Below are 18,698 nucleotides of genomic sequence, written 5' to 3'. Positions count from 1 at the left end.
CCAGCCGTGTGGCCAGGAGGGACCTCGATCGATCAGCGGCTCAGCAGGCAGGCCGCGTGGATCGGGTGGGCGGCGGCGATGACGCCGTGCGGGTCGTACGTCGTGGCGAGCGTCGCCAGGCGGGTGAGGGTCTCGTCGTCGTACTTGCGGCGGACGATCGACGGGTCGGCCGAGGCGGTGAAGTTCGGCAGGCAGCCGCCGGTGGTCCAGGGGCCGAGGGCGGCGAGGAGCGCGGTGCCGTGCGCGGCGGCGGCGGCGACGACCGGAGGGACGCCGAGGCCGATCGTGACGAGGTTGTAGGCCGCGTCGCGATGCCCGAAGGCGCTCGGAGCGTGGTCGTTCGCGCGGGCGAAGGCGCCGCCGAGGTGGCGGAGTTCGACGATGATCTGGGGGGAGTCGGCCAGGAGCCCCATCAGGGCTTCGATGGCCTCGGCGGGAAGCTCGCGGAGCAGGCCGCTCTCCTCGTGGGTCGGCATCGGGTCGACCGGGTCGGCGTGGATCGCGCCGATCGCCGAGTACGGCAGAACACCCATCCCGCCCAGGACGATCGTCCCCAGGCCGAGCATCGGCTCGACGACCCGCGACCCCTCGGCCGGGTCGCCGACCCAGGCGAAGCGCAGCGCGACCGTGGTCCGGCCGGCTAGCGGCTCGGGGACGCCCGGCATGGCCGGCATCTGCACGATCGCCAGCGACGAGGACGCGGCCTCGGGCAGGTCGTCGGTCCACCGGGCCCAGGCGTGGGCGATGGCCTCGGCGTCCCGGCCCTCGAAGTACACGCAACCGCCGAAGAGTTCGGCCACCTCGACCAGCTGGAATTCGACCGCGGTGACGATGCCCAGCGCGCCCTTGCCGCCACGCAGGCCCCAGAACAGCGCGGGGTTCTCGTCGGCGGTGACCCGGCGGAACTCGCCGTCGCCGGTCACGACCTCGAACGCGGTCACCAGGTCGGACGAGACGCCGAACGTCCGGACGACCGGCCCGATGCCCCCGCCGGTGAGAAAACCGACCACGCCGACGTTCGGCGCCGAGCCGGCCAGGCCGGCCAGCCCGCGCGGGGCGCCCGCCTCGAGCACCTGCCCCCAGCGGACGCCGGCCCCGGCCCGGGCGATCCCGTCGGCGTCGATCGTGAGGTCGGTGAGCCGACCGGTGTGGACGAGCAACGTCGGACGTTCGGTGCGGACCGCGCCGTGGCCGGTGGCCTGGACCGAGACCTCGAGACCGTGGGCGGCCGCGAACCGGACGGTCGCGACGACGTCGGCCGCGTCGAGGACCTCGACGACCGCGATCGGTTCGTTGACGACGGCGACGTTCCACGGCGTGGCGAGCTCGGCGTAGCCGGGTCGGCCGGGGAGGAGGACGCGGCCGGCGATGGAGAGTTCGTGCAGGGGGGCGGCGGTGGTCAGCTCGGTCATGGTGGTGCTCCCTGGTGTCGTTGTGGTGGCACCACCATGGGAGGAGAGGGTTGGCGGGAGCTTGGCTCAGGCTTGGGCTGCTCGGGAGGCGGCTTGGGGGGCGGCTTGGGGGGCTTGGCGTCGGCTTGGCTCGGTCACCACGGATCGGGGAGGCCGGTTCCGGTGGTGATCAGGCTGTGCAGGCTGCCGTTGACGTAATGCAGCCAGGCCGTGGAGCAGGCGTCGTAGCACTCCACGTCCGGGACCAGACCGACGTGGGTGAACCGCAGTTCGGTGCCGTCCGCCACCGGGGCGATCTCGAACATGATCGTGCTGCCGGTCCATTCGGCCGGCTCGGATACGAACGCGAGCCGGCTGTCGGTGACGCGCCACACCACGCGGTGTCCCGGTTCGAGCTCGACGACGCGCTGGCGACTGTAGTGCTGCGGTGGGTGGCGGTAGGTGAATTCGGCTCCCACTTCGTCGGTCGGTCCGTCGATCTGACCGGTCCACCAATTGCGGACGTCGAGAACCGCGGCGGTGACCTCCTCCGGGGACTGGTGGACGACGTAGGACGTGGAGTAACCGCGCTCGGTGCTCACCATGGGTTGTCCCTTCAGTTCTGGGCGTCGCGCTGGATGCGCTCGGCGATGCGCTTGATGCGTCCGAGCCGGGCGTCCCAGGTCGCGCCGACGGAGGACAGCTGGGCGACCGCCCGGGCGAATTGCGCGTGGTCGATCTCGTAGCGGCGTTCCCGCCCGGCCGACGTCATCCGCACCAGGCCGACGCCGTCGAGCACGCCGAGGTGTTTGGCCACCGCCTGCCGGGTGACCGGCAGCCGCTGGCTGAGCGTGGTCGCGGTGGCTACGCCGTCGGCGAGGAGGAGGTCGAGCATGCGCCTCCGGGTCGGGTCGCCGATCGCCGACCAGAGGGCGTCGTCGAATTCTGTGGTCGTCGCCGGGTGACCGGCGTTGGGGGTCATGGGCGGGTGACCGGCGTTGGGGGTCATGGGCGGGTGACCAGGCGGTCGGCGCGGGTGACCAGGCGGGGGAGGAAGTGGTCCCAGCCGCGGACGTGGTCGAGGTAGGCCTCCTCCAGCACGGCGGCCTCCCAACCGATCTCGCGGAAGCCCGTCTCGGTGAAGCGGAGCCGGGTGCCGCCCTCGGACGGGGTGAGGTCGAAGGTGACCAGCAGCGAGTTGGTCTCGGTGGCCGGGGCCTGGTCGTAGACCCAGCGGAACGAGAACCGCCGGGGCGGGTCGGCGTCCACGACCGTGAGCTCCTCGACCTTCGCGTCCGGCGAGGCCGGGTCGCCGAACGTGACCGACCCGGTGGCGCCGGGGACGGGCTCGAGCTCGGCCTCGTCCGGCCACCATTCGCGCAGGTGCTCGGGGGAGCTGATCACCTGGTAGACGATCTCGGGGGTGGCGTCGATGTGTAGTTCGCGCTCGATGCTTCCGTATTCCATGGGTGCCTCCCGGCTGGGTATCCGCAACCTCTGGTTGCAGGACGACGGTAACCGAGGGGGCGGGCTGATGCAACCTTCGGTTGCGCTTGCGGTGTTCGGGAGTATGGTCGGGCGGGCTTGAGTTGTCGACCGAATGCGGGAGCGGGAATGAAGAATGTCGGCATGAAAAAGTCGGGCGCGGTGATGTCCGGGCTGGGGTTGGTCGCGGCCCTGAATGTGTTAGTCCAGACGCCTGCGGCGGCTGACAGTGCGGACAGGCATTCGCCGGACGGCGGCGCGTGGGGCCGATTTTCCGACAACATCAACGCCGAGGGATTCTATGTAGACGACGAAATCTGTGACGGCATGGTGCCTCGCGTCCAGTACAAAAAGGGCAATAGCTCGGTGGTTACCACTATTGAGAATCACGCCGGCTGCGGCAGCATCGAGGCTTATTTTCCCAAGACCTGGCCCGAAGGAACCGTCTATCATTTCCGAGTCTGCAACGTCAGTGCCAACAGCACGAACTGCAGCGTCTACTACACCTATACGGTGCACATTCACGGGACGCCCGTCAGCTGAGTCGATCATTCCTGATGGCCGCGCACGTCGTGGCCGGCAGCGGGGGCGGGTGACTCTTCCCGGGTGGAGATCTTCCTCGGCAGCCACGGGCTCGGCGCGCTGCCGGCCTGGTTGCGTCAGCTCCCACGCCGGGCCGGGCGCGCGGTGCTGGTGCCGACCGCCGGCAACCCGATGCCGTCGACGCCGTGGGTCGGTGTCGCTCACGCCGCTCTGCTTTCCGAAGGCCTGGCCGTTCGCCGGCTCGATCTCGAGCCGGCGTCGATCGACGAGGTATCGACGGCGCTGGAGTGGGCCGATCTGGTCTTCGTGACCGGCGGTTTCCCGATCTATCTACTGCAACAGGCGCAGCGGACCGGGTTCGTGACCGCGGTTGCTCGGAGCGTCCGAGCCGGGCGCCTGGCCTACGCGGGCGTGTCGTCCGGCGCCTCGCTCGCGGCGGCCGACTTGACGTTCTATCGCGGCGACGACGACCCCGGCGAGGTCGCGAACACCGCGGGGCTGGGGCTCGTCCCGTTCTATCCGCTCGCCCACGCCGACCGAGGCCGCGAGGAGCGCTACGCCCGCCTGATCGCCGAACTCGGCGACCGCTACCAATTCGTACCGATCCGCGACGACGAAGCCGTGCTAGTCAGGGGTCAGCACTGAACGAAGCTACCCAGCCAGATTTGAACGACGTGAGGAAGGCCCACGAATTCTGCCGTGTTCAGCTGCACGCGCGCTGCGGTAGCCGTAAAGCGAAGACGAATGCGCCATAATTGAGCCCGACGGATTACCTGCTCCTGCCGCATCACAAAGCAGGCGCGCGATCCCGGAGTCTGGTCCACGACGGCCCCGACGGCAATCGTCGGTGTGGTCAGCGCCGCACTGGTACTCGTGGGCCTTTCACCACCCACTGGCTCACTCGGCGCCGCGAGCAGCAGGCTCGTCAGGCAGAAGTCCCAGATCCTCCGAGTTGCGGCTACAGAGCTGGGTCGATCTATCTCAACTCTGAACTCCTCAGCCGAAGCGCACCACACCGCGCCGCCCGTCTTAGGGGTTCACGAGGTCGGCGGCGCCTCCTGCGCGGCCTCGGGCGATTTGGTGCCCGTTCACCTCGACCGTCCGTTCGATCTCGGCGCCGATGCAGAAATGCAGCGTCAATTGGGCGCCGAAAAGGAAGTGCAGATTGCCGGCGCGCCAGAGCCGGCGAGGCAAGCTGTCGAGCACCCAGCGAATCATGATCGGAGCTTAAGACGATCCCGGGCTCGCGCCCGGCGGGCTCGGTACACGGCTGAGGGCCGGGCAGCTGTCGCTTCCCGGCCCTCGAGCCTTGGCTGGCGAGTCGGGTCGGCAGTGAGGAGCACCGATTTGAGGCTGACCATCGCGGCGGCGCGGGCCTTGACCGCGGCGTCTTTGGCGAGTTTGACCTGGCGGAGCATTTCCATGAGGCCGTCGCTGGTTTTCGGCGTGCCGGTGGCGGTCCCGGCCGAAGCGGCCCGGGCGGCGTTCTCCGCATGCAGGGCGTCGTCTTCGCCGCGCAGACGCCGGACCCGCCGGTTGGGCCGGGATACCTCCACCACCGTGGTGCGCCGGTGCCCGGCCTGGCGGATCGTCGCGACCAGACCGCGCCGTAGCTGCCGGTGCCCTCGATGCCGAACAGCAGCTCCGCGTCGTTCATCCCCGTCTGGAAGCTGGTCGCCCACTCCAGGAGCTGCTGATAGCCGGCCCGGTCAGCCGGAAACGAGCGGTGGTCCAGTCGTCCGCCGATCGCGTCCAGCGCAACCGCGACATGGGCCTGTTTGTGAGTGTCGACGTCGATCACGACTCGACGCCGCCGTGGATCCTCGGTCATGGTGGTCACGCGCGGTCCTCCGCCTTCGGCGGCAAACGGGTCGCGACGCCGGTCGGGCGGGTGGACGAGACTGAGACGGGACCTGCTGCGATCAGGCTCCTATGAGGTCACTACCCTCCCGGCCGGCACCGCAAGGGTGCTGCCCGCGAGCCGACGACGGATCTGCAGCAAGACACCCGAAACCCCCCGGTACGAACCATCCGCGCGAGGGGTCGATCGAGGCCAGTAAGAGTATGAGTCAGGCCGCTCACGGACGAGCGTGAGTCTCTCAGTACGAGTAGTCCCAGCAGTCGTTGTGGTGACGACGCTTGTGGTGACGCCGACGCGGGCGGCAGTAGTCGTAGTCGTCGCCGCAGTAGTCGTACTCGTACTCGTAGCAACCGCTCATGATGTCCAGCCTCCAGAAAATGTGTTGTCCCGTCCTGGAAACAGGTTCACCCGAAACACCGCCGCGCTCGATCGGCCCGGCTACGCCGGGAACGTTCGGCTCGCAACACTCGCCAGCAGCGCGGTCAGCTGCACCAGTACTGGATGTAGAGCATCACCCGGCCGTCGTGATCCTCGAACTCGTATCCCTCGTAGGCCAGCTCGCCGAGAGCGAAGTCCGAGCCGTAGTGCGCATCCCAGCCGCTCTCCACCGACGCACGCTCCTCGGCCGGCACCGAACGCCGGGGGCCGAACAGTCGCGGGTCCACGATCATCGCGTCGATCGACGGAATCAGCTTCGCAGCGGCTCGCCGTCACGCGGCCGGTGACGGTTCCCAGCGATCCGGTTCCGCCGGGTCGGCGGCCCCCACCCTCAACGCCTCCAACTGTGCCGCAAAAGCCAACCCCAAGAACAACGCGATCGACGTCAACTGCGCCCACAGCAGCAGCGCGATGATGGCGGTCAACGGCCCGTACGTCGCCCCGAACGAGCCGCTTCCCTGTACGTACAGCGCCAACCCCAACGACGCGATCAACCAGAGCACCGTCGCGACCCCGGCGCCGAACACCAGCCACGACATCCCCGGCTGCCGCCGCCTCGGCGACTGCTCGAACAGCAGCGCGATCGACACCACGGTCAGCACCAACCCGAGCGGCCACCGGACCACGTCCCACGTCGTCTCGATCCACCCCGCCCACCCGTACTCCGACACGACCGCGTCCCCGAACGGCTCACCGGCGACCAGCACCAGGAACCCACCGAACGCCGGCAGCCCGGCCACCACCGAGAGCACCGCCGCCCGCACGTACTTGCGCAGCGCCGGCCGATCGCGCTCCACCCCGTACATCCGGTTCGCACCCCGCTCGACCTGCGCCATCGCGGTCGTCAGCGCGACCATCCCGGTGATCAGGCCCAGCACCAGCGCGAACTCGCCGGTCTCGTCCTCACCCAGCGTCTGCTCGACCAGCTGGTCGCTGCTGCCGGGCGTCAGCTCCAGCACGGTCTTCGCGACGATCTGGCCGCCCTCCTCCGCGCCCAGATCCGCGGCCAGACCGGTCAGCGCGATCAGGAACGGCACCGCGGCCAGGCAGAGCTGGAACGCCAGCGCCCGGGAGTGGCTGAAACCGTCGCCGTAGCGGAACCGGACGAACGCGTCGCGCAGCAGGTGCCACCGACCGTACTGGCGCAGCGTCTCCCACGCGTCGTCGGCCGAGAGCTCCTCGTCGCCCATCAGCCTGGTTTCCGGAACCCGGTTGGTGCTGCTCACCCGTCCATCGTCCTGCACCTGAACGAGTCCTCCGCCACCGACGTGCCCCTGATGTGACGCGGTACGCGGTAGCTCGACGCACCGGCGCGAGCAACGGGCGCCTACACTCTGTCGACGTGACCTCCTCCGCCCGCGTGCGCCCCCTCGCCGCCGCGGAGAAGCGTGGCGCGCCGGCCGTCGAAGTGAGCGGTCTGGTCAAGCGCTACGGCGAGAAGGTCGCGGTCGACGACCTCAGCTTCGCGGTTCCGCGCGGGTCCGTCTTCGCGATCCTCGGCCCCAACGGGGCCGGCAAGACCAGCACGGTCGAGACCTGCGAGGGCTTCCGGCGCGCCGACGGCGGCACCGCCCGCGTCCTCGGCCTCGACCCGGTGCGCGACGCCACCGCGCTCCGCCCCCGGGTCGGCGTGATGCTGCAGGCCGGAGGCGGTGCCTATCCGGGTGCCCGCACGGCCGAGATGTTGCACCTGGTCGCGTCCTACAGCCGGAACCCGATCGACCCCGGCCTGCTGCTCGACCTGCTCGGCCTCACCCCGGTCGCCCGGACGACCGTCAAGAGGCTCTCCGGCGGTCAGCAGCAACGTCTGTCGCTCGCGATGGCCGTCGTCGGCCGTCCGGAATTGGTGTTTCTGGACGAGCCGACCGCGGGCCTCGACCCGCAGGCGCGCCATGTCGTCTGGCAGATCGTGGAGGCGCTCCGCGCCGACGGGGTCACGACCGTGCTGACGACCCACTACATGGACGAGGCGGAACGCCTCGCCGACGAGGTCCTGATCATCGACGCCGGTCAGGCCGTCGCCCAGGGGACGCCGGCCGCGCTGACCCGGGGCGAGCAGCCGACGCTGCGCTTCCGGGCCGACGCCGAGCTCGACGCCGAGGCGCTGCTGACGCTCACCGCCACGCTGCCATCCGGCTGCGTGGCCACCAGCGCGGGCGACGGCGGCTACCAGGTGACCGGGCCGCCGTCCGCGATCGGGCCGCAGCTGCTGGCCGCGGTGACCGCGTGGTGCGCGGACCGGGCCGTGATGCCGAGCGACCTGCAGGTCGGGCGGCGGACCCTGGAGGACGTGTTCCTCGACCTCACCGGCCGGGAGCTGCGGTGACCGCGCTGGAGCCCGGGCTCTTCACGCCCGACCCCGGTCCGGCGTCCTGGCCCCGGATGCTGCTCTCGCAGACCGCGATCGAGCTCAAGCTGACGCTGCGCCACGGCGAGCAACTGCTGCTCAACCTGATCATTCCGGTGCTGCTCACGGTGGTGCTGGTCACCCAGCCGTTCGTCGAGATCGACACGACGAGCGGGCTGTCGAAGGTCGACTTCCTGGTGCCGGGCATCCTGGCGCTGGCCGTGATGTCGGCCGCGTTCACCGGGCTGGCCATCGCGACCGGGTTCGAGCGTCGGTACGGGGTGCTGAAGCGGCTCGGAGCGACGCCGCTGCCGCGCTGGGGGTTGCTCGGCGGGAAGACGCTAGCGGTCGCCGGCCTGGAGGTCATCCAGATCGCGGTGATCAGCGGGGTGGGGGTGGCGCTGGGGTGGCGTCCGCGGGGGAACCCGCTGACGGTGGCGGTGCTGGTGATCCTGGGGACGGCCGCGTTCGCCGGGCTCGGGTTGCTGATGGCCGGGTCGCTGCGGGCCGAGGCGACGCTGGCGGCGGCGAACGTCGTCTGGTTCCTGCTGCTGTTCGCCGGCGGCATCATCTTTCCGTTGTCGTCGCTGCCGGGTGGGGTCGCCGACGTGCTCGGCCTCCTGCCGAGCGCGGCGCTCGCCGACGGGTTGCGGTCCGTGCTGGGCGAAGGCGAGGCCTTTCCGGTCGGCGACGCGTTGACGCTGGCCGCCTGGGCGGCCGCTTCGCTCGCCGCCGCCAGCCGCTACTTCCGCTGGGAGTGACCCTCCCGAGAACATCAGACGGACGACGTCGCCAAGGTTCTCAGCTGATCCTCCGGTCCGCGGAACGTCACCACCTTCTGATCCGGGGCATCGGCCACCACCAGAACCACATGCTCCAGCCGCACTTCCCCGACCGACGGGTGCCGGAGCAGCTTGGACCCCGCCGACAGCGGCGCCACGTCCGGTGACGCCCACCACCGGGCGGCCTCGTCGCTGGCGTCACGGAGACGCGAAACCAGCGCGACCACGTCCGACGCTTCCCGCCGGTGGGCGGAGGCGGCCCGGAAGCGGGCCAGCTGGGCGGCGGCCTCCCGCTCCCACTCGACGTAGACGTACCGGGCCCGCGGGTCGGTGAACATGAAGACCAGCAGGTTGTCGAAGACGCCGAACAGCGCCCGCGCGGCCCGGTTCGCGGCCAGCACGTCCCAGTTCCGGCCGGTGACGTACGTCGGACAGGGGTCGAGCCGCGCGACGAGGTCCACCACCCCGGCGCTGACGACCTCCGGGCCGGACCCGGCCGGCGGATCGGCGCCGGCCAGCCGATAGAGCAGCGCGTGCTCGGGCGGGGGCAGCCGCAGCGCCCGGGCCAGCGCGTCCAGCACCCCCGCCGACGGCCGCACCTCGCGGCCCTGCTCCAGCAGCGCGTAGTACGGAACCGAGACGTCGGCGAGCAGCGCCACCTCTTCCCGGCGCAGCCCCCGGACCCGCCGCCGGGAACCGGCCGGCAGCCCGACCTGAGCCGGCCGCACCCGCTCGCGCCGCGAGCGCAGAAAAACCCCCAGCTCGCTCACGCCCCGATCCTAGTAACGACGTGCGGTGGCTGGGCCGGCCGGAACCGCGCAGGCTGAGCGTCATGACGACGACGGGCGTGATCATCGGGTTCGAGATGTTCGGGGTCACCGGCTACGTCCGCCGGGTCGCCGACCGGATCGCCGCCCTGGGCCACGAGGTGGTGATCCCCGACTTCTACCGCCGCTTCGGCGACGACATCGCGCTCCCGGCCACGCCGGAGGGCCGAGAACGAGGGCTGGAACTCCTCGGCCGCCTCGACCGGCCGGCGATCCTCGACGACACCGCAGCCGCGATCGACACGCTGACGAGCCGTGGAGCCACCCGGATCGCCGCATTCGGGATGTCGGCCGGCGGCCACCTCCTCTACTACGCCGCCACCCAACTCCCGCTGGACCTGCTGATCGCGCTCTACCCCGGCTGGCTGACCGGCGGCCCGTTCCCGTTCGCGGGCCCGGAACCCACGGTCTCCCTTCCACTCCGAGCGAAACGCGCGCTGGTCTTCACCGGCGCCGACGACCACCTGGTGGACCCCGAAACACTCCCGGTGGAGACGATCGTCTACCCCGACACTCCGCACGGCTACTTCTGCGACGAACGCGACTCCTACCGCCCAGGACCAGCCGAAGACACCTGGGCGCGTGTGACGGATGAGTTCGCGGGTATGTCCAGTGCCGTACATACGTGCGAAGGGAGCTAACCCGTGGCTGACACCGACATCCAGCAGCAGCGCAGCCTGGAGAAGGACCCCAGCGACTGGGTGACCGGCGACGAACCGGCCACCGGCGCGCAGGACTCCTACCTCCACACGCTGGCCCGCCAGGCGGGCGAGGAGGTCCCGGACGACCTCACCAAGGCCGAGGCTTCGGAGAAGATCGACGAGCTCCGCCAGGAGCTCGACCGCTAGGTGCGGTTGTCCGCACCTCGTCCCGGCGGTCGGCCCGGCTGTGCGCCGGTGTCGTTCCGACGACGCTGAGGTGCATGAACGCACTCGAACTCGAGCAGGTCGTCCGGCGGTACGGCCGCGTCACCGCGCTGGCCGGGGTGTGCCTGAGCATCCCGGCCGGCGCGTTCGTCGCGGTCATGGGCGCCACCGGATCCGGCAAGAGCACGCTGCTGCAGTGCGCGGCAGGCCTCGACCGGCCCACGTCCGGACGGGTCCACCTCGCCGGGCACGACATCACCCACCTGCCCGAACGTCGGCTCACCCGGCTGCGCCGGGATCGGGTCGGGTTCGTCTTCCAGTCGTACAACCTGCTGTCCGAGCTCACGGTCCGACAGAACGTGCTCCTGCCGGTCCGCCTCGGCGCCTCCCGCCGTCGTTCCGCCGAGAACGCTCTGGACGCCGTTGGGCTGGGCGATCTGGGCCGGCGAAAGGTCGGCGAGCTGTCCGGAGGTCAGCGTCAACGGGTCGCGCTGGCCCGGGCCCTGATCACCGGGCCCACCGTGGTCTTCGCCGACGAGCCGACCGGCGCGCTCGATCCGACGACCGGCGGCCAGGTCCTCGGCCTGCTCCGGGAGGCCTGCGACCGGGACGGCACGACGGTCGTGATCGTGACCCACGACCCGATCGCCGCGGCCTGGAGCGACCGGCTCGTGCTGCTACGCTCCGGGTCGATCGTCGCGGACGTCCCGACGCCGGGCACCCCGGAGATCGCCGAACGGCTCCGGGCGGTCGCCGCGTGAAGGCCGGGCTGGTCCGCCAGGCGCTGCGTGCCCATCCGTGGTCGTTCGCCGGGCCGTTCGTCGTCCAGTGCCTGGCGGCCGCGCTGATCGCGGGTGCGCTCGGGGCCCTGCGGTCGTTGCCGGCGGGCACCGACCTGCACGAATTCGCCGGGGTACTCGTCGGAATCGCGGTCTATCTCTGCGCGATCCTCGTCGGCGTCACGATGAGCTCGACGATCGCCCGGCAGGCGCGGGACATCGCGCTGGTCCGGGCGGTCGGAGCGACGCCGGGCCTGGTCCGGCGGGCCGCCGCCGGGCAGGCCGCGGTGATCGCGGTCCCGGCGACGCTGATCGGCGTCCCGCTCGGCCTGGCCGGTGGCCGGGCCTGGGTGGAGAGCCTGGTCAGCCACGGCGCCGCACCTCTCGGAACCAGGTTCGTCGGGTCCGGAGCGGCACTGCCGGTCGCGTTCGGCATCGTGCTGGGCACGTCGGTGATCGGCGCGCTGGTCGCGGCGATCCGCCCGTCCCGGGTGCGGCCCGCGGTCGCGCTCACCGACACGGCGGCGCCCCGGCGGCCGATCAGCCCGGTCCGCGCCCTGCTCGGCGTGCTGTTCGTCGCCGGTGGGCTGGCGGGTTCGGTGGCGGCGTCCGGCACCGACGGAGCCGAGCAGTCCGTGTTCTTCGTCCTGCTGGCGATGTGCCTGGGCGCCGGCCTGCTCGCTCCGGCGCTGCTGTGGCTGACCGCCCCGTTCGCCCGGGCGCTCGGCCGCACCGGGACGCTGGCCGCCGACAACCTCGCCGTCCGGGCCAAGGCGTACTCGGGGGCGTTCGTGCCGCTGGTGCTGGCCGTCGCGTTCGCGACGATCAAGGTCACCGTGCACACGACCGCCGCGCACGCCAGCGGCCACCCCGAGCCGGCGTCCGACCTCTGGCTGGACTACTCCGGCACCGCGGTCTACACGGTGTTCGCCGCGGTGGCCGCGCTGACCACGTTGATCACCGTGGTGCTCGGCCGCCGCCGGGAGCTGGCGCTGCTGCGGCTGGCCGGGGCCACCCGATCCGGCGCGCTCGGCGTCATCGTCTGCGAGGCTCTGCTCGTGACGGTCACCGGTCTGCTCGTCGCCGCGGGCGCGGCCGCCGCGACGCTGCTGCCGATGCTGCCCGGGACGCCCTATCTGCCGGCCTCGGTCGTCGTGGCCGGGGTCGGCGGGGTCGCGCTGGTCGTGGCGGCCGGCACCGTGGGGCCCGCGCTCGGCGTCACGCGCCGGCCGGCGATCGCGTCGCTCGGGGACGGTCCGTGATCCTGCTCCGGGCCCCGTTCGCGGCGCGGACCTGGCGGGAGCTGGGCTACGCGTTCGTCGGCCTGTTCTTCGCGGTGCCGGTGTTCGTCGTCGCGGTGGCCGGGGCCGCCGGCGCGGTCTACTCGCTGCTCACCGTGGGTCTGCCGGTGCTGATCGGCGCGCTCTGGGTGCTCCGGCACACCGTGGTGTGGTTTCGCTTACCGGCCCGCTGGTTCCTCGGCCTCGACTGGCCGGAACCGCCGGAGCGGGCCCGGCGGCCGGGCTTCGCCGGATTCGTCGTCGCCACGCTGACCGACGGCACGGCCTGGCGGGCGTTGCTCTACGGCATCGTGCGGCTCCCGCTGGCGCTGGCGACCGTCTACCTCGGGGGCGGTCCGGTCGTCGCCGCCGTCGCCGGGATCACGTACCCGGCCTGGTGGTTCGTCCTTCCGCTGGACAGCAGCTGGGCCGGTTCGTGGCTGCTGGCGCTGGAGAGCCTCGGGTACGTGCTGGTGTTCCCGTGGGTGGTGAGGATCCTCGTCGGGCTGGACCGGCTGCTGATCCGGGCTCTGCTGGCCCCGACCCCAGACCGGCTCCGGATCGCCGCGCTGGAGGCCGGCCAGGCCGCGCTGCGGGCCGACTCGGCCGCGCTGCTGCGCCGGGTCGAGCGGAACCTGCACGACGGCACCCAGGCCCGCCTGGTCGGACTGGGCGTGACGCTCTCCCGGATCGAGGCCCGGGTCGACGACGCCACCGTCCGAGGTCTGGTGACCGACGCTCAGGACTCGGTCGTCGAAGCGCTCGCCGAGCTGCGCGACATCGTCCGCGGGCTGCACCCGCCCGCGTTGGACGACGGGCTCCCGACGGCGATCGAGACGTTGGCGGGCCGCGGCTCGGTGCCCGTCGACGTCCGTATCGACATGGTGCGGCAGCCTACGGACGTGGTCGCGTCCGCGGTGTACTTCACGGTCGGGGAGCTGCTGACGAACGTGTCGCGGCACGCCGGAGCCACCCGGGCCCGGGTGGACCTGCGCAGCGCGGACGGGTCCGTACGGCTGACCGTCACCGACGACGGTCGCGGCGGAGCCCGGGCCGGGAGCGGGACCGGGCTGGCCGGGCTGCACCGGCGCGCGGTCGCGCTCGGCGGGACGTTCGCGATCGACAGCCCGGCCGGCGGACCCACGACCGTCACGATGACGCTCCCACCGGAGGGCTGAGGCGTGCGTGTGGTCATCGCCGAGGACAACCCGCTGCTCCGCGACGGGGTGCGGCTGCTGCTGTCCGACCACGACATCGAGGTGGTGGCCGCGGTCGACAACGCCGAGGACCTGCTCGCCGCGGTGGCCGCGTCGGCCCCGGACGCGGCGATCGTCGACGTCCGGATGCCGCCGACCCACACCGACGAAGGTCTGCGGGCCGCGGTGACGATCCGCGGTGGTGGCACCCCCGTGCTGGTCTTCTCGCAGTGGGTCGAGACGGGCTACGCCCGCCAGCTGCTCGCCGAGCATCCGACCGGCATCGGCTACCTGCTGAAGGACCGCATCGTCCGGACCCGCGATTTTCTGGACGCGCTGCGGCGCGTCACCGAGGGCGGGACCGCGCTCGACCCCGAGGTGGTCCGGCAGTTGATCGCGGTGCGGCCGACGGACGCGGGCCTGGAGCGGCTGTCGGCGCGGGAGCACGAGATCCTGGGCCTGCTGGCCGAGGGGCGCTCGAACATCGCGATCGCCGAGCGGTTGCACCTGGCCGCGCGGAGCGTCGAGAAGCACGTGACCGCGATCTTCACCAAGCTCGACCTGCCCCAGGACCGCACCGACCACCGCCGGGTCCTGGCCGTGCTCCGCTACCTGGAAAGTCGTTGACCGGCCGGGTTGACTGTTTTCGTGAACACGCTGCCGCCGGAGAAGCCCTCGCTGGAGGGGTTGGACACGAAGTGGTCGGACGCCTGGGAGGCGGCCGGCCTGTACCGCTTCTCCGGGGCGGTAGCGCGGTCGGACGTGTACTCGATCGACACGCCGCCGCCGACCGTGAGCGGGTCGCTGCACGTGGGGCACGTGTTCAGCTACACCCACACCGACGTGATCGCCCGTTACCAAAGGATGCGCGGCAAGGCCGTGTTCTACCCGATGGGCTGGGACGACAACGGGCTGCCGACCGAGCGCCGGGTGCAGAACTACTACGGGGTGACGTGCGACCCGTCGCTGCCGTACTCGCCGTCGGAGGAAGGGCCCCGGGTCTCCCGGCGGAGGTTCGTCGAGCTGTGCGAGGAACTGACCGCCACCGACGAGAAGGCGTTCGAGCGGATGTGGCGGCGGCTGGGGCTGTCCGTCGACTGGTCGATGACCTACACGACGGTGGGCGCGGCCGCCCAGCGGATCTCGCAGGCCGCGTTCCTGCGGAACGTGGCCCGGGGCGAGGCGTACCAGGCCGAGGCGCCGACGATGTGGGACGTGACGTTCCGGACCGCGGTGGCGAACGCCGAGGTGGTCGATAAGGAGGTCAGCGGGTCGTACTACACGCTGGCGTTCGGGGACGTGCTGATCGAGACGACCCGGCCCGAGCTCCTGCCGGCCTGCGTGGCGCTGGTGGCGCACCCGTCCGACGACCGGTACCGCGACCTGGTGGGGACTACCGTGGCCACCCCGTTGTTCGACGTGGAGGTGCCGGTCGTCGCGCACCCGGCGGCCGATCCCGACAAGGGCACCGGGATCGCGATGGTGTGCACGTTCGGCGACGTCACCGACGTGCTCTGGTGGCGGGAAGCGCAGCTGCCGACGCGGCCGATCGTCGGCCGGGACGGGCGGATCCTTCCGCTCGACTTCCCGACGCCGTCGGCGCAGAAGCTCATGGACGAACTCGTCGGGAAGACGCTGTTCTCGGCCCGGGAGCTCCTCCTCGACCGGTTGCGTGAGGCCGGCGCGCTGCGGGGCGACCCGCGGCCGACGACGAGGGCGGTGAAGTTCTACGAGAAGGGCGACCGGCCGCTCGAGATCGTGACGAGCCGGCAGTGGTTCATCCGGACGCTGGCTTCGCGGGACGCGCTGCTGGCGCGGGGCGCGGAGCTCGAGTGGGTGCCCGCGTACATGAAGTCGCGGTACGACGACTGGGTGCGCGGGCTGAACGCGGACTGGCTGATCAGCCGGCAGCGGTTCTTCGGCGTGCCGTTCCCGGTGTGGTACCCGGTCTCGGCCGACGGGGCCACCGACTACGGGAGCCCGATCTTCGCGTCGGAGGCGTCGCTCCCGGTGGACCCGGCCTCGTCGTGCCCGCCGGGGTTCGTGGAGTCGCAGCGCGGCGAGCCGGGCGGGTTCGTCGGCGACCCCGACGTGATGGACACCTGGGCGACGTCGTCGTTGACGCCGTTGCTGGTGAGCGGCTGGCTCACCGACTCCGACCGGTTCGCGTCGACGTTCCCGATGGATCTGCGTCCGCAGGCCCACGACATCATCCGGACGTGGCTGTTCGACACCGTGGTGCGGGCGCAGCTGGAGCACGGCGTGCTGCCCTGGAAGGCGACGGCGCTGTCCGGGTGGATCCTCGATCCCGACCGCAAGAAGATGTCGAAGTCGCAGGGCAACGTGGTGACGCCGACCCATCTGCTGGACGAGTACGGCGCGGACGCGGTGCGGTACTGGGCGGCGAGTGGGCGTCCGGGCACGGATACGGCGTTCGACGTGAAGCAGATGAAGATCGGTCGTCGGTTGGCGACGAAGATCCTGAACGCGAGTCGGTTCGTGCTGCTGGTGCCTGTGCCGTCTTCTCCGACGGTCACCGAGCCGCTGGACCTGGCGTTGCTGGCGGCGCTGGACGAGGTGGTGGCGTCGTGCACCTCGGCGCTGGAGGCGCTCGACTACGCGGCCGCGCTCGGGCGCGCCGAACGGTTCTTCTGGATGTTCTGTGACGACTACCTGGAGCTGGTGAAGGCGCGCGCGTACGGCGGGTCGGACTCGGCCCGGGTGGCGCTGCGGCGGGCTCTGGACGTGGTGTTGCGGCTGCTGGCACCGATGCTGCCGTACGTCACCGAGGAGACGTGGTCCTGGAGCCACGAGGGGTCGATCCACCGGGCGCCGTGGCCGTCGTCGGCGGAGTTGCCGTTCGCGGGCGGGGGTGATGCGGGTGTGATGGCGGCGGCGTCGCAGGCGATAGCCGCGATCCGAAAGGAGAAGTCCGCGGCGCGCCTGTCGCCTCGCGCCGAGGTGGGGCGTATCGAGGTGGCCGCGCCGCCGGAGCTGGCCGAGGCGATCCGCGCGGTCGCGGCGGATCTCCAGGACGCGTCCCACGCGGCCGAGCTCGTGGTGACGGGGTCGAGCACCGAGCTGACGGTCACCCTGCATCCTTGAGCGACTCGGAAGTTCCACGTGAGGAGCTCGATGATGGCTGACCAACCCCACAGTGGCCGCGCTCGGTTGGATTGCTACCAGCAATCGAGATCTTCATCCCGCATGGGCGAGGGCGACGTCGCTGTGGTTGCTCGCGTTATCCGCGACCTTCGGCATATTGGCGCTGGCTCTAGTTGTGCTGTCCAGGCAGGTTGGTCAACCGAGTGATGGGTGGTCGGCCTGAGATCGCGGAGTGGGGTCGGTGTTGGTTGTAGTGGTGCAGCCAGGACGGTAGTGCTTTGCGGCGGTCGTTTTCTGAGGTGTAGAGCTGGCGGCCCAGATAGCGGTGGCCGCCGCCGTCGGGAATGTTGCCGAGTTTCTTCACATCGACTTCTTCACATCGACGTGGATCAACGCGCCGGGCCGGTCGTGTTCGTAGCGGCGAATCGGCTCATCGGTGACGCGGTCGAGGTGCCAGAGCCGATGCAGCCGGCAGCGGGTCAGCACGGCGTGGACCGTGGAGGCCGGCATCCCGAGCCGGGCGCCGATCGCTACTGGGGACAGACGCTGTTTCCAGCGGAGATGCACGATTACAGGCAGCGGAGTGCGCGAGGGACTGCGATGCGGCCGTGAGGACCGGTCCTGCATTCCGGCCTCGCCGATAGCTGCCTAGCGATCGGCCCAGCGTTTCGCCGTGCGCCAGGCGACTCGGAAATACTCGGCTGCCCGCGCCACCGACCATCCCTCCTCGACGACCAGCCGACCGAGTTTCAGGCGTGCGCGAGGAGTCAGTGCGGCATTAGCGTGGGACACGAAGGCCTCCCGGTTTCGTGGAACTGGTTCTCAGCAGCTCCACTCCACGACCAGGAGACCCTCGCCGTCCATCACCACCTACAGCGTGTCGTCACAACTGTGCCAATGTCCTTGGACAGCACATCTAGTGCCGTTGCTGGCGGAGCAGCAGCCGCGCGAAATGACGTCGATCTAAAGGTGCGGATTCGCGTCTACGGCGGCGCGGCCGCCGGGATGCCGTGGATGGGCCTCGCGATAGCGGGGGCGCCGGCCGCACACGCTTTGATCTCCCGGCCTCGCGAGACCGTTCGCTGGGGCAAGTCCCGCCGTCCGGACCAGCGGCCGGCCGCGTAAGCGGCCGGACTGGGTCGTGTCCGAAGACCGGCCGCCGGCAGAGGGCTTTGCCGGCTAGGAAGCTGGCGAGCGCGGCCGGGGCGCTCACCCAGCCAGGACGACGGTCGAGCGGGGGACCTCCAGGTGGGCGCCCTCCGAGGTCAGCCGGGCGGCCCCCTCGAGCATGTTGACGCCGACCCGGTCGGCGAACCCGCGGTCGTGTTCGACGACGGTGCCGGTGAAGCTGACGTGCTGACCCGACTGGACGACGAAGCCGGACTCGCCCGGGCCGGACATCTGCACCCAGATCCGGTCGAGCGGGCCGCTGCCCACCCAGAAGCCCTCGTCGGCCGGCACCGAGAGCACCAGCACCTGCTGGCCCTCGGCCTGCTGGCCACGGTAGGAACGCAGGTCGCCGCCGTCGTCGGCCGGGTGGGGCACGATGACGGTGGAGCCGATCGTCACCTGCCCGTCGCCGTCCACCGGCCGGTCGCCGGCCCCCTGGGCCGGCGCCAACGGTTGCGCGGTTCCGGACGCCGAGCCGGTGTCGTCGTCCTTGGTGGCCCCGCGGACGAGCAGCATCGCCACGACCAGCACGACGATGATCGCCGCCGTTCGCGCCGGGCCGGAGCGGAAGAGCGAGCGGAGGTCGGGAGCGGCCATCGAATGACCCTTCGCTGCTGCGGACGATTCC

At 71.2% G+C, this 18,698-nt stretch carries 20 protein-coding genes and 2 pseudogenes; 11 read left to right on the top strand and 11 right to left on the bottom strand.

All coding sequences use genetic code 11. The features are described from left to right. Window positions 1-32 precede the first annotated feature (32 nt). From FL583_RS25265 to FL583_RS25250, 4 genes are all read right to left on the bottom strand, one after another. Window positions 33-1,412, bottom strand: a complete 1,380-nt coding sequence (locus tag FL583_RS25265) for an FAD-binding oxidoreductase (RefSeq protein ID WP_142707307.1) — start codon at window positions 1,410-1,412, stop codon at window positions 33-35. Between the two features lie 134 nt (window positions 1,413-1,546). Beyond that, window positions 1,547-1,996: an SRPBCC family protein gene (locus FL583_RS25260; protein ID WP_142707306.1), complete on the bottom strand. Its 450-nt coding sequence runs from the start codon at window positions 1,994-1,996 to the stop codon at window positions 1,547-1,549. An 11-nt stretch (window positions 1,997-2,007) separates the two neighbouring features. After that, entirely contained in the window at window positions 2,008-2,373 is a 366-nt protein-coding gene (locus tag FL583_RS25255) for an ArsR/SmtB family transcription factor (RefSeq protein ID WP_142707305.1), read from the bottom strand. A 23-nt stretch (window positions 2,374-2,396) separates the two neighbouring features. Next, the gene (locus FL583_RS25250) at window positions 2,397-2,858 is read right to left on the bottom strand and encodes an SRPBCC domain-containing protein (protein WP_142707304.1); all 462 of its coding nucleotides are present in this window, start codon (window positions 2,856-2,858) and stop codon (window positions 2,397-2,399) included. A gap of 147 nt (window positions 2,859-3,005) precedes the next feature. Here FL583_RS25250 and FL583_RS25245 point away from each other — a divergent pair, with 147 nt between their 5' ends. After that, window positions 3,006-3,419: a hypothetical protein gene (locus FL583_RS25245; protein WP_142707303.1), complete on the top strand. Its 414-nt coding sequence runs from the start codon at window positions 3,006-3,008 to the stop codon at window positions 3,417-3,419. 63 nt (window positions 3,420-3,482) lie between these two features. Further along, window positions 3,483-4,064 (top strand): Type 1 glutamine amidotransferase-like domain-containing protein, encoded by a 582-nt coding sequence (locus FL583_RS25240; protein WP_142707302.1) that lies wholly within the window; start codon window positions 3,483-3,485, stop codon window positions 4,062-4,064. 384 nt (window positions 4,065-4,448) lie between these two features. On the opposite strand, the gene FL583_RS25235 is transcribed toward FL583_RS25240, so the two are convergent. The 4 genes and pseudogenes from FL583_RS25235 to FL583_RS25225 form a co-directional block, all read right to left on the bottom strand. Beyond that, the gene (locus FL583_RS25235; RefSeq protein WP_142707301.1) at window positions 4,449-4,637 is read right to left on the bottom strand and encodes a hypothetical protein; all 189 of its coding nucleotides are present in this window, start codon (window positions 4,635-4,637) and stop codon (window positions 4,449-4,451) included. 397 nt (window positions 4,638-5,034) lie between these two features. Further along, window positions 5,035-5,250: pseudogene (locus FL583_RS43090) on the bottom strand (IS110 family transposase); the annotation flags it as partial. A 512-nt stretch (window positions 5,251-5,762) separates the two neighbouring features. Next, window positions 5,763-5,951, bottom strand: coding sequence for a hypothetical protein (locus FL583_RS25230; RefSeq protein ID WP_142707300.1), 189 nt, complete (start codon window positions 5,949-5,951; stop codon window positions 5,763-5,765). A 39-nt stretch (window positions 5,952-5,990) separates the two neighbouring features. Then, window positions 5,991-6,944 (bottom strand): YihY/virulence factor BrkB family protein, encoded by a 954-nt coding sequence (locus FL583_RS25225; protein WP_142707299.1) that lies wholly within the window; start codon window positions 6,942-6,944, stop codon window positions 5,991-5,993. A gap of 116 nt (window positions 6,945-7,060) precedes the next feature. Here FL583_RS25225 and FL583_RS25220 point away from each other — a divergent pair, with 116 nt between their 5' ends. Continuing rightward, on the top strand, window positions 7,061-8,044 hold the full coding sequence (locus FL583_RS25220; RefSeq protein WP_240746796.1) for an ABC transporter ATP-binding protein: 984 nt from the start codon (window positions 7,061-7,063) through the stop codon (window positions 8,042-8,044). 5 nt (window positions 8,045-8,049) lie between these two features. Then, window positions 8,050-8,826 (top strand): ABC transporter permease, encoded by a 777-nt coding sequence (locus FL583_RS25215; protein WP_142707398.1) that lies wholly within the window; start codon window positions 8,050-8,052, stop codon window positions 8,824-8,826. A gap of 14 nt (window positions 8,827-8,840) precedes the next feature. On the opposite strand, the gene FL583_RS25210 is transcribed toward FL583_RS25215, so the two are convergent. After that, window positions 8,841-9,617, bottom strand: coding sequence for a helix-turn-helix transcriptional regulator (locus FL583_RS25210; RefSeq protein WP_142707298.1), 777 nt, complete (start codon window positions 9,615-9,617; stop codon window positions 8,841-8,843). A gap of 62 nt (window positions 9,618-9,679) precedes the next feature. Here FL583_RS25210 and FL583_RS25205 point away from each other — a divergent pair, with 62 nt between their 5' ends. The 7 genes from FL583_RS25205 to valS all read left to right on the top strand — a co-directional run bounded on the left by FL583_RS25205 (window position 9,680) and on the right by valS (window position 16,900). Next, a complete protein-coding gene (locus FL583_RS25205) occupies window positions 9,680-10,315 on the top strand; it encodes a dienelactone hydrolase family protein (protein WP_142707297.1) in 636 nt (211 codons plus the stop codon). Between the two features lie 3 nt (window positions 10,316-10,318). Continuing rightward, window positions 10,319-10,522 carry a DUF3072 domain-containing protein gene (locus tag FL583_RS25200; RefSeq protein ID WP_142707296.1) on the top strand — a complete coding sequence of 68 codons (204 nt, stop codon included), beginning with the start codon at window positions 10,319-10,321 and terminating at the stop codon, window positions 10,520-10,522. Between the two features lie 74 nt (window positions 10,523-10,596). Continuing rightward, complete coding sequence (locus FL583_RS25195) at window positions 10,597-11,301, top strand: ABC transporter ATP-binding protein (RefSeq protein ID WP_142707295.1); 705 nt, start codon at window positions 10,597-10,599, stop codon at window positions 11,299-11,301. Beyond that, window positions 11,298-12,581 carry an FtsX-like permease family protein gene (locus tag FL583_RS25190; protein ID WP_142707294.1) on the top strand — a complete coding sequence of 428 codons (1,284 nt, stop codon included), beginning with the start codon at window positions 11,298-11,300 and terminating at the stop codon, window positions 12,579-12,581. The genes FL583_RS25195 and FL583_RS25190 overlap by 4 nt, the downstream gene beginning before the upstream one ends. After that, window positions 12,578-13,777 carry a sensor histidine kinase gene (locus tag FL583_RS25185; protein ID WP_142707293.1) on the top strand — a complete coding sequence of 400 codons (1,200 nt, stop codon included), beginning with the start codon at window positions 12,578-12,580 and terminating at the stop codon, window positions 13,775-13,777. Before FL583_RS25190 ends, FL583_RS25185 begins: the two co-directional genes overlap by 4 nt. 3 nt (window positions 13,778-13,780) lie before the next feature. Beyond that, the gene (locus FL583_RS25180; protein ID WP_142707292.1) at window positions 13,781-14,422 is read left to right on the top strand and encodes a response regulator transcription factor; all 642 of its coding nucleotides are present in this window, start codon (window positions 13,781-13,783) and stop codon (window positions 14,420-14,422) included. Between the two features lie 21 nt (window positions 14,423-14,443). Continuing rightward, entirely contained in the window at window positions 14,444-16,900 is a 2,457-nt protein-coding gene (gene valS / locus FL583_RS25175; RefSeq protein WP_205752436.1) for a valine--tRNA ligase, read from the top strand. A gap of 169 nt (window positions 16,901-17,069) precedes the next feature. Here the strand turns inward: valS and FL583_RS25170 are convergent. Together FL583_RS25170 and FL583_RS25165 are read right to left on the bottom strand one after the other, a co-directional pair. After that, window positions 17,070-17,692: pseudogene (locus FL583_RS25170) on the bottom strand (leucine zipper domain-containing protein). A gap of 417 nt (window positions 17,693-18,109) precedes the next feature. Continuing rightward, window positions 18,110-18,667, bottom strand: coding sequence for a hypothetical protein (locus FL583_RS25165; protein WP_142707290.1), 558 nt, complete (start codon window positions 18,665-18,667; stop codon window positions 18,110-18,112). Window positions 18,668-18,698: the final 31 nt, after the last annotated feature.

This window comes from Cryptosporangium phraense (genome assembly GCF_006912135.1).
GTDB lineage: Bacteria > Actinomycetota > Actinomycetes > Mycobacteriales > Cryptosporangiaceae > Cryptosporangium > Cryptosporangium phraense.
The sequence above is the reverse complement of the archived record's forward strand: the minus strand, read 5'-3'. Positions and strand labels throughout refer to the sequence as shown.

What these genes read in the sequence shown, in the direction of transcription:
- FL583_RS25265 (WP_142707307.1), bottom strand. Translation starts at nt 1,412, where the DNA reads ATGACCGAGCTGACCACCGCCGCCCCCCTGCACGAACTCTCCATCGCC.
- FL583_RS25260 (WP_142707306.1), bottom strand. Translation starts at nt 1,996, where the DNA reads ATGGTGAGCACCGAGCGCGGTTACTCCACGTCCTACGTCGTCCACCAG.
- FL583_RS25255 (WP_142707305.1), bottom strand. Translation starts at nt 2,373, where the DNA reads ATGACCCCCAACGCCGGTCACCCGGCGACGACCACAGAATTCGACGAC.
- FL583_RS25250 (WP_142707304.1), bottom strand. Translation starts at nt 2,858, where the DNA reads ATGGAATACGGAAGCATCGAGCGCGAACTACACATCGACGCCACCCCC.
- FL583_RS25245 (WP_142707303.1), top strand. Translation starts at nt 3,006, where the DNA reads ATGAAGAATGTCGGCATGAAAAAGTCGGGCGCGGTGATGTCCGGGCTG.
- FL583_RS25235 (WP_142707301.1), bottom strand. Translation starts at nt 4,637, where the DNA reads ATGATTCGCTGGGTGCTCGACAGCTTGCCTCGCCGGCTCTGGCGCGCC.
- FL583_RS25230 (WP_142707300.1), bottom strand. Translation starts at nt 5,951, where the DNA reads ATGATCGTGGACCCGCGACTGTTCGGCCCCCGGCGTTCGGTGCCGGCC.
- FL583_RS25205 (WP_142707297.1), top strand. Translation starts at nt 9,680, where the DNA reads ATGACGACGACGGGCGTGATCATCGGGTTCGAGATGTTCGGGGTCACC.
- FL583_RS25195 (WP_142707295.1), top strand. Translation starts at nt 10,597, where the DNA reads ATGAACGCACTCGAACTCGAGCAGGTCGTCCGGCGGTACGGCCGCGTC.
- FL583_RS25165 (WP_142707290.1), bottom strand. Translation starts at nt 18,667, where the DNA reads ATGGCCGCTCCCGACCTCCGCTCGCTCTTCCGCTCCGGCCCGGCGCGA.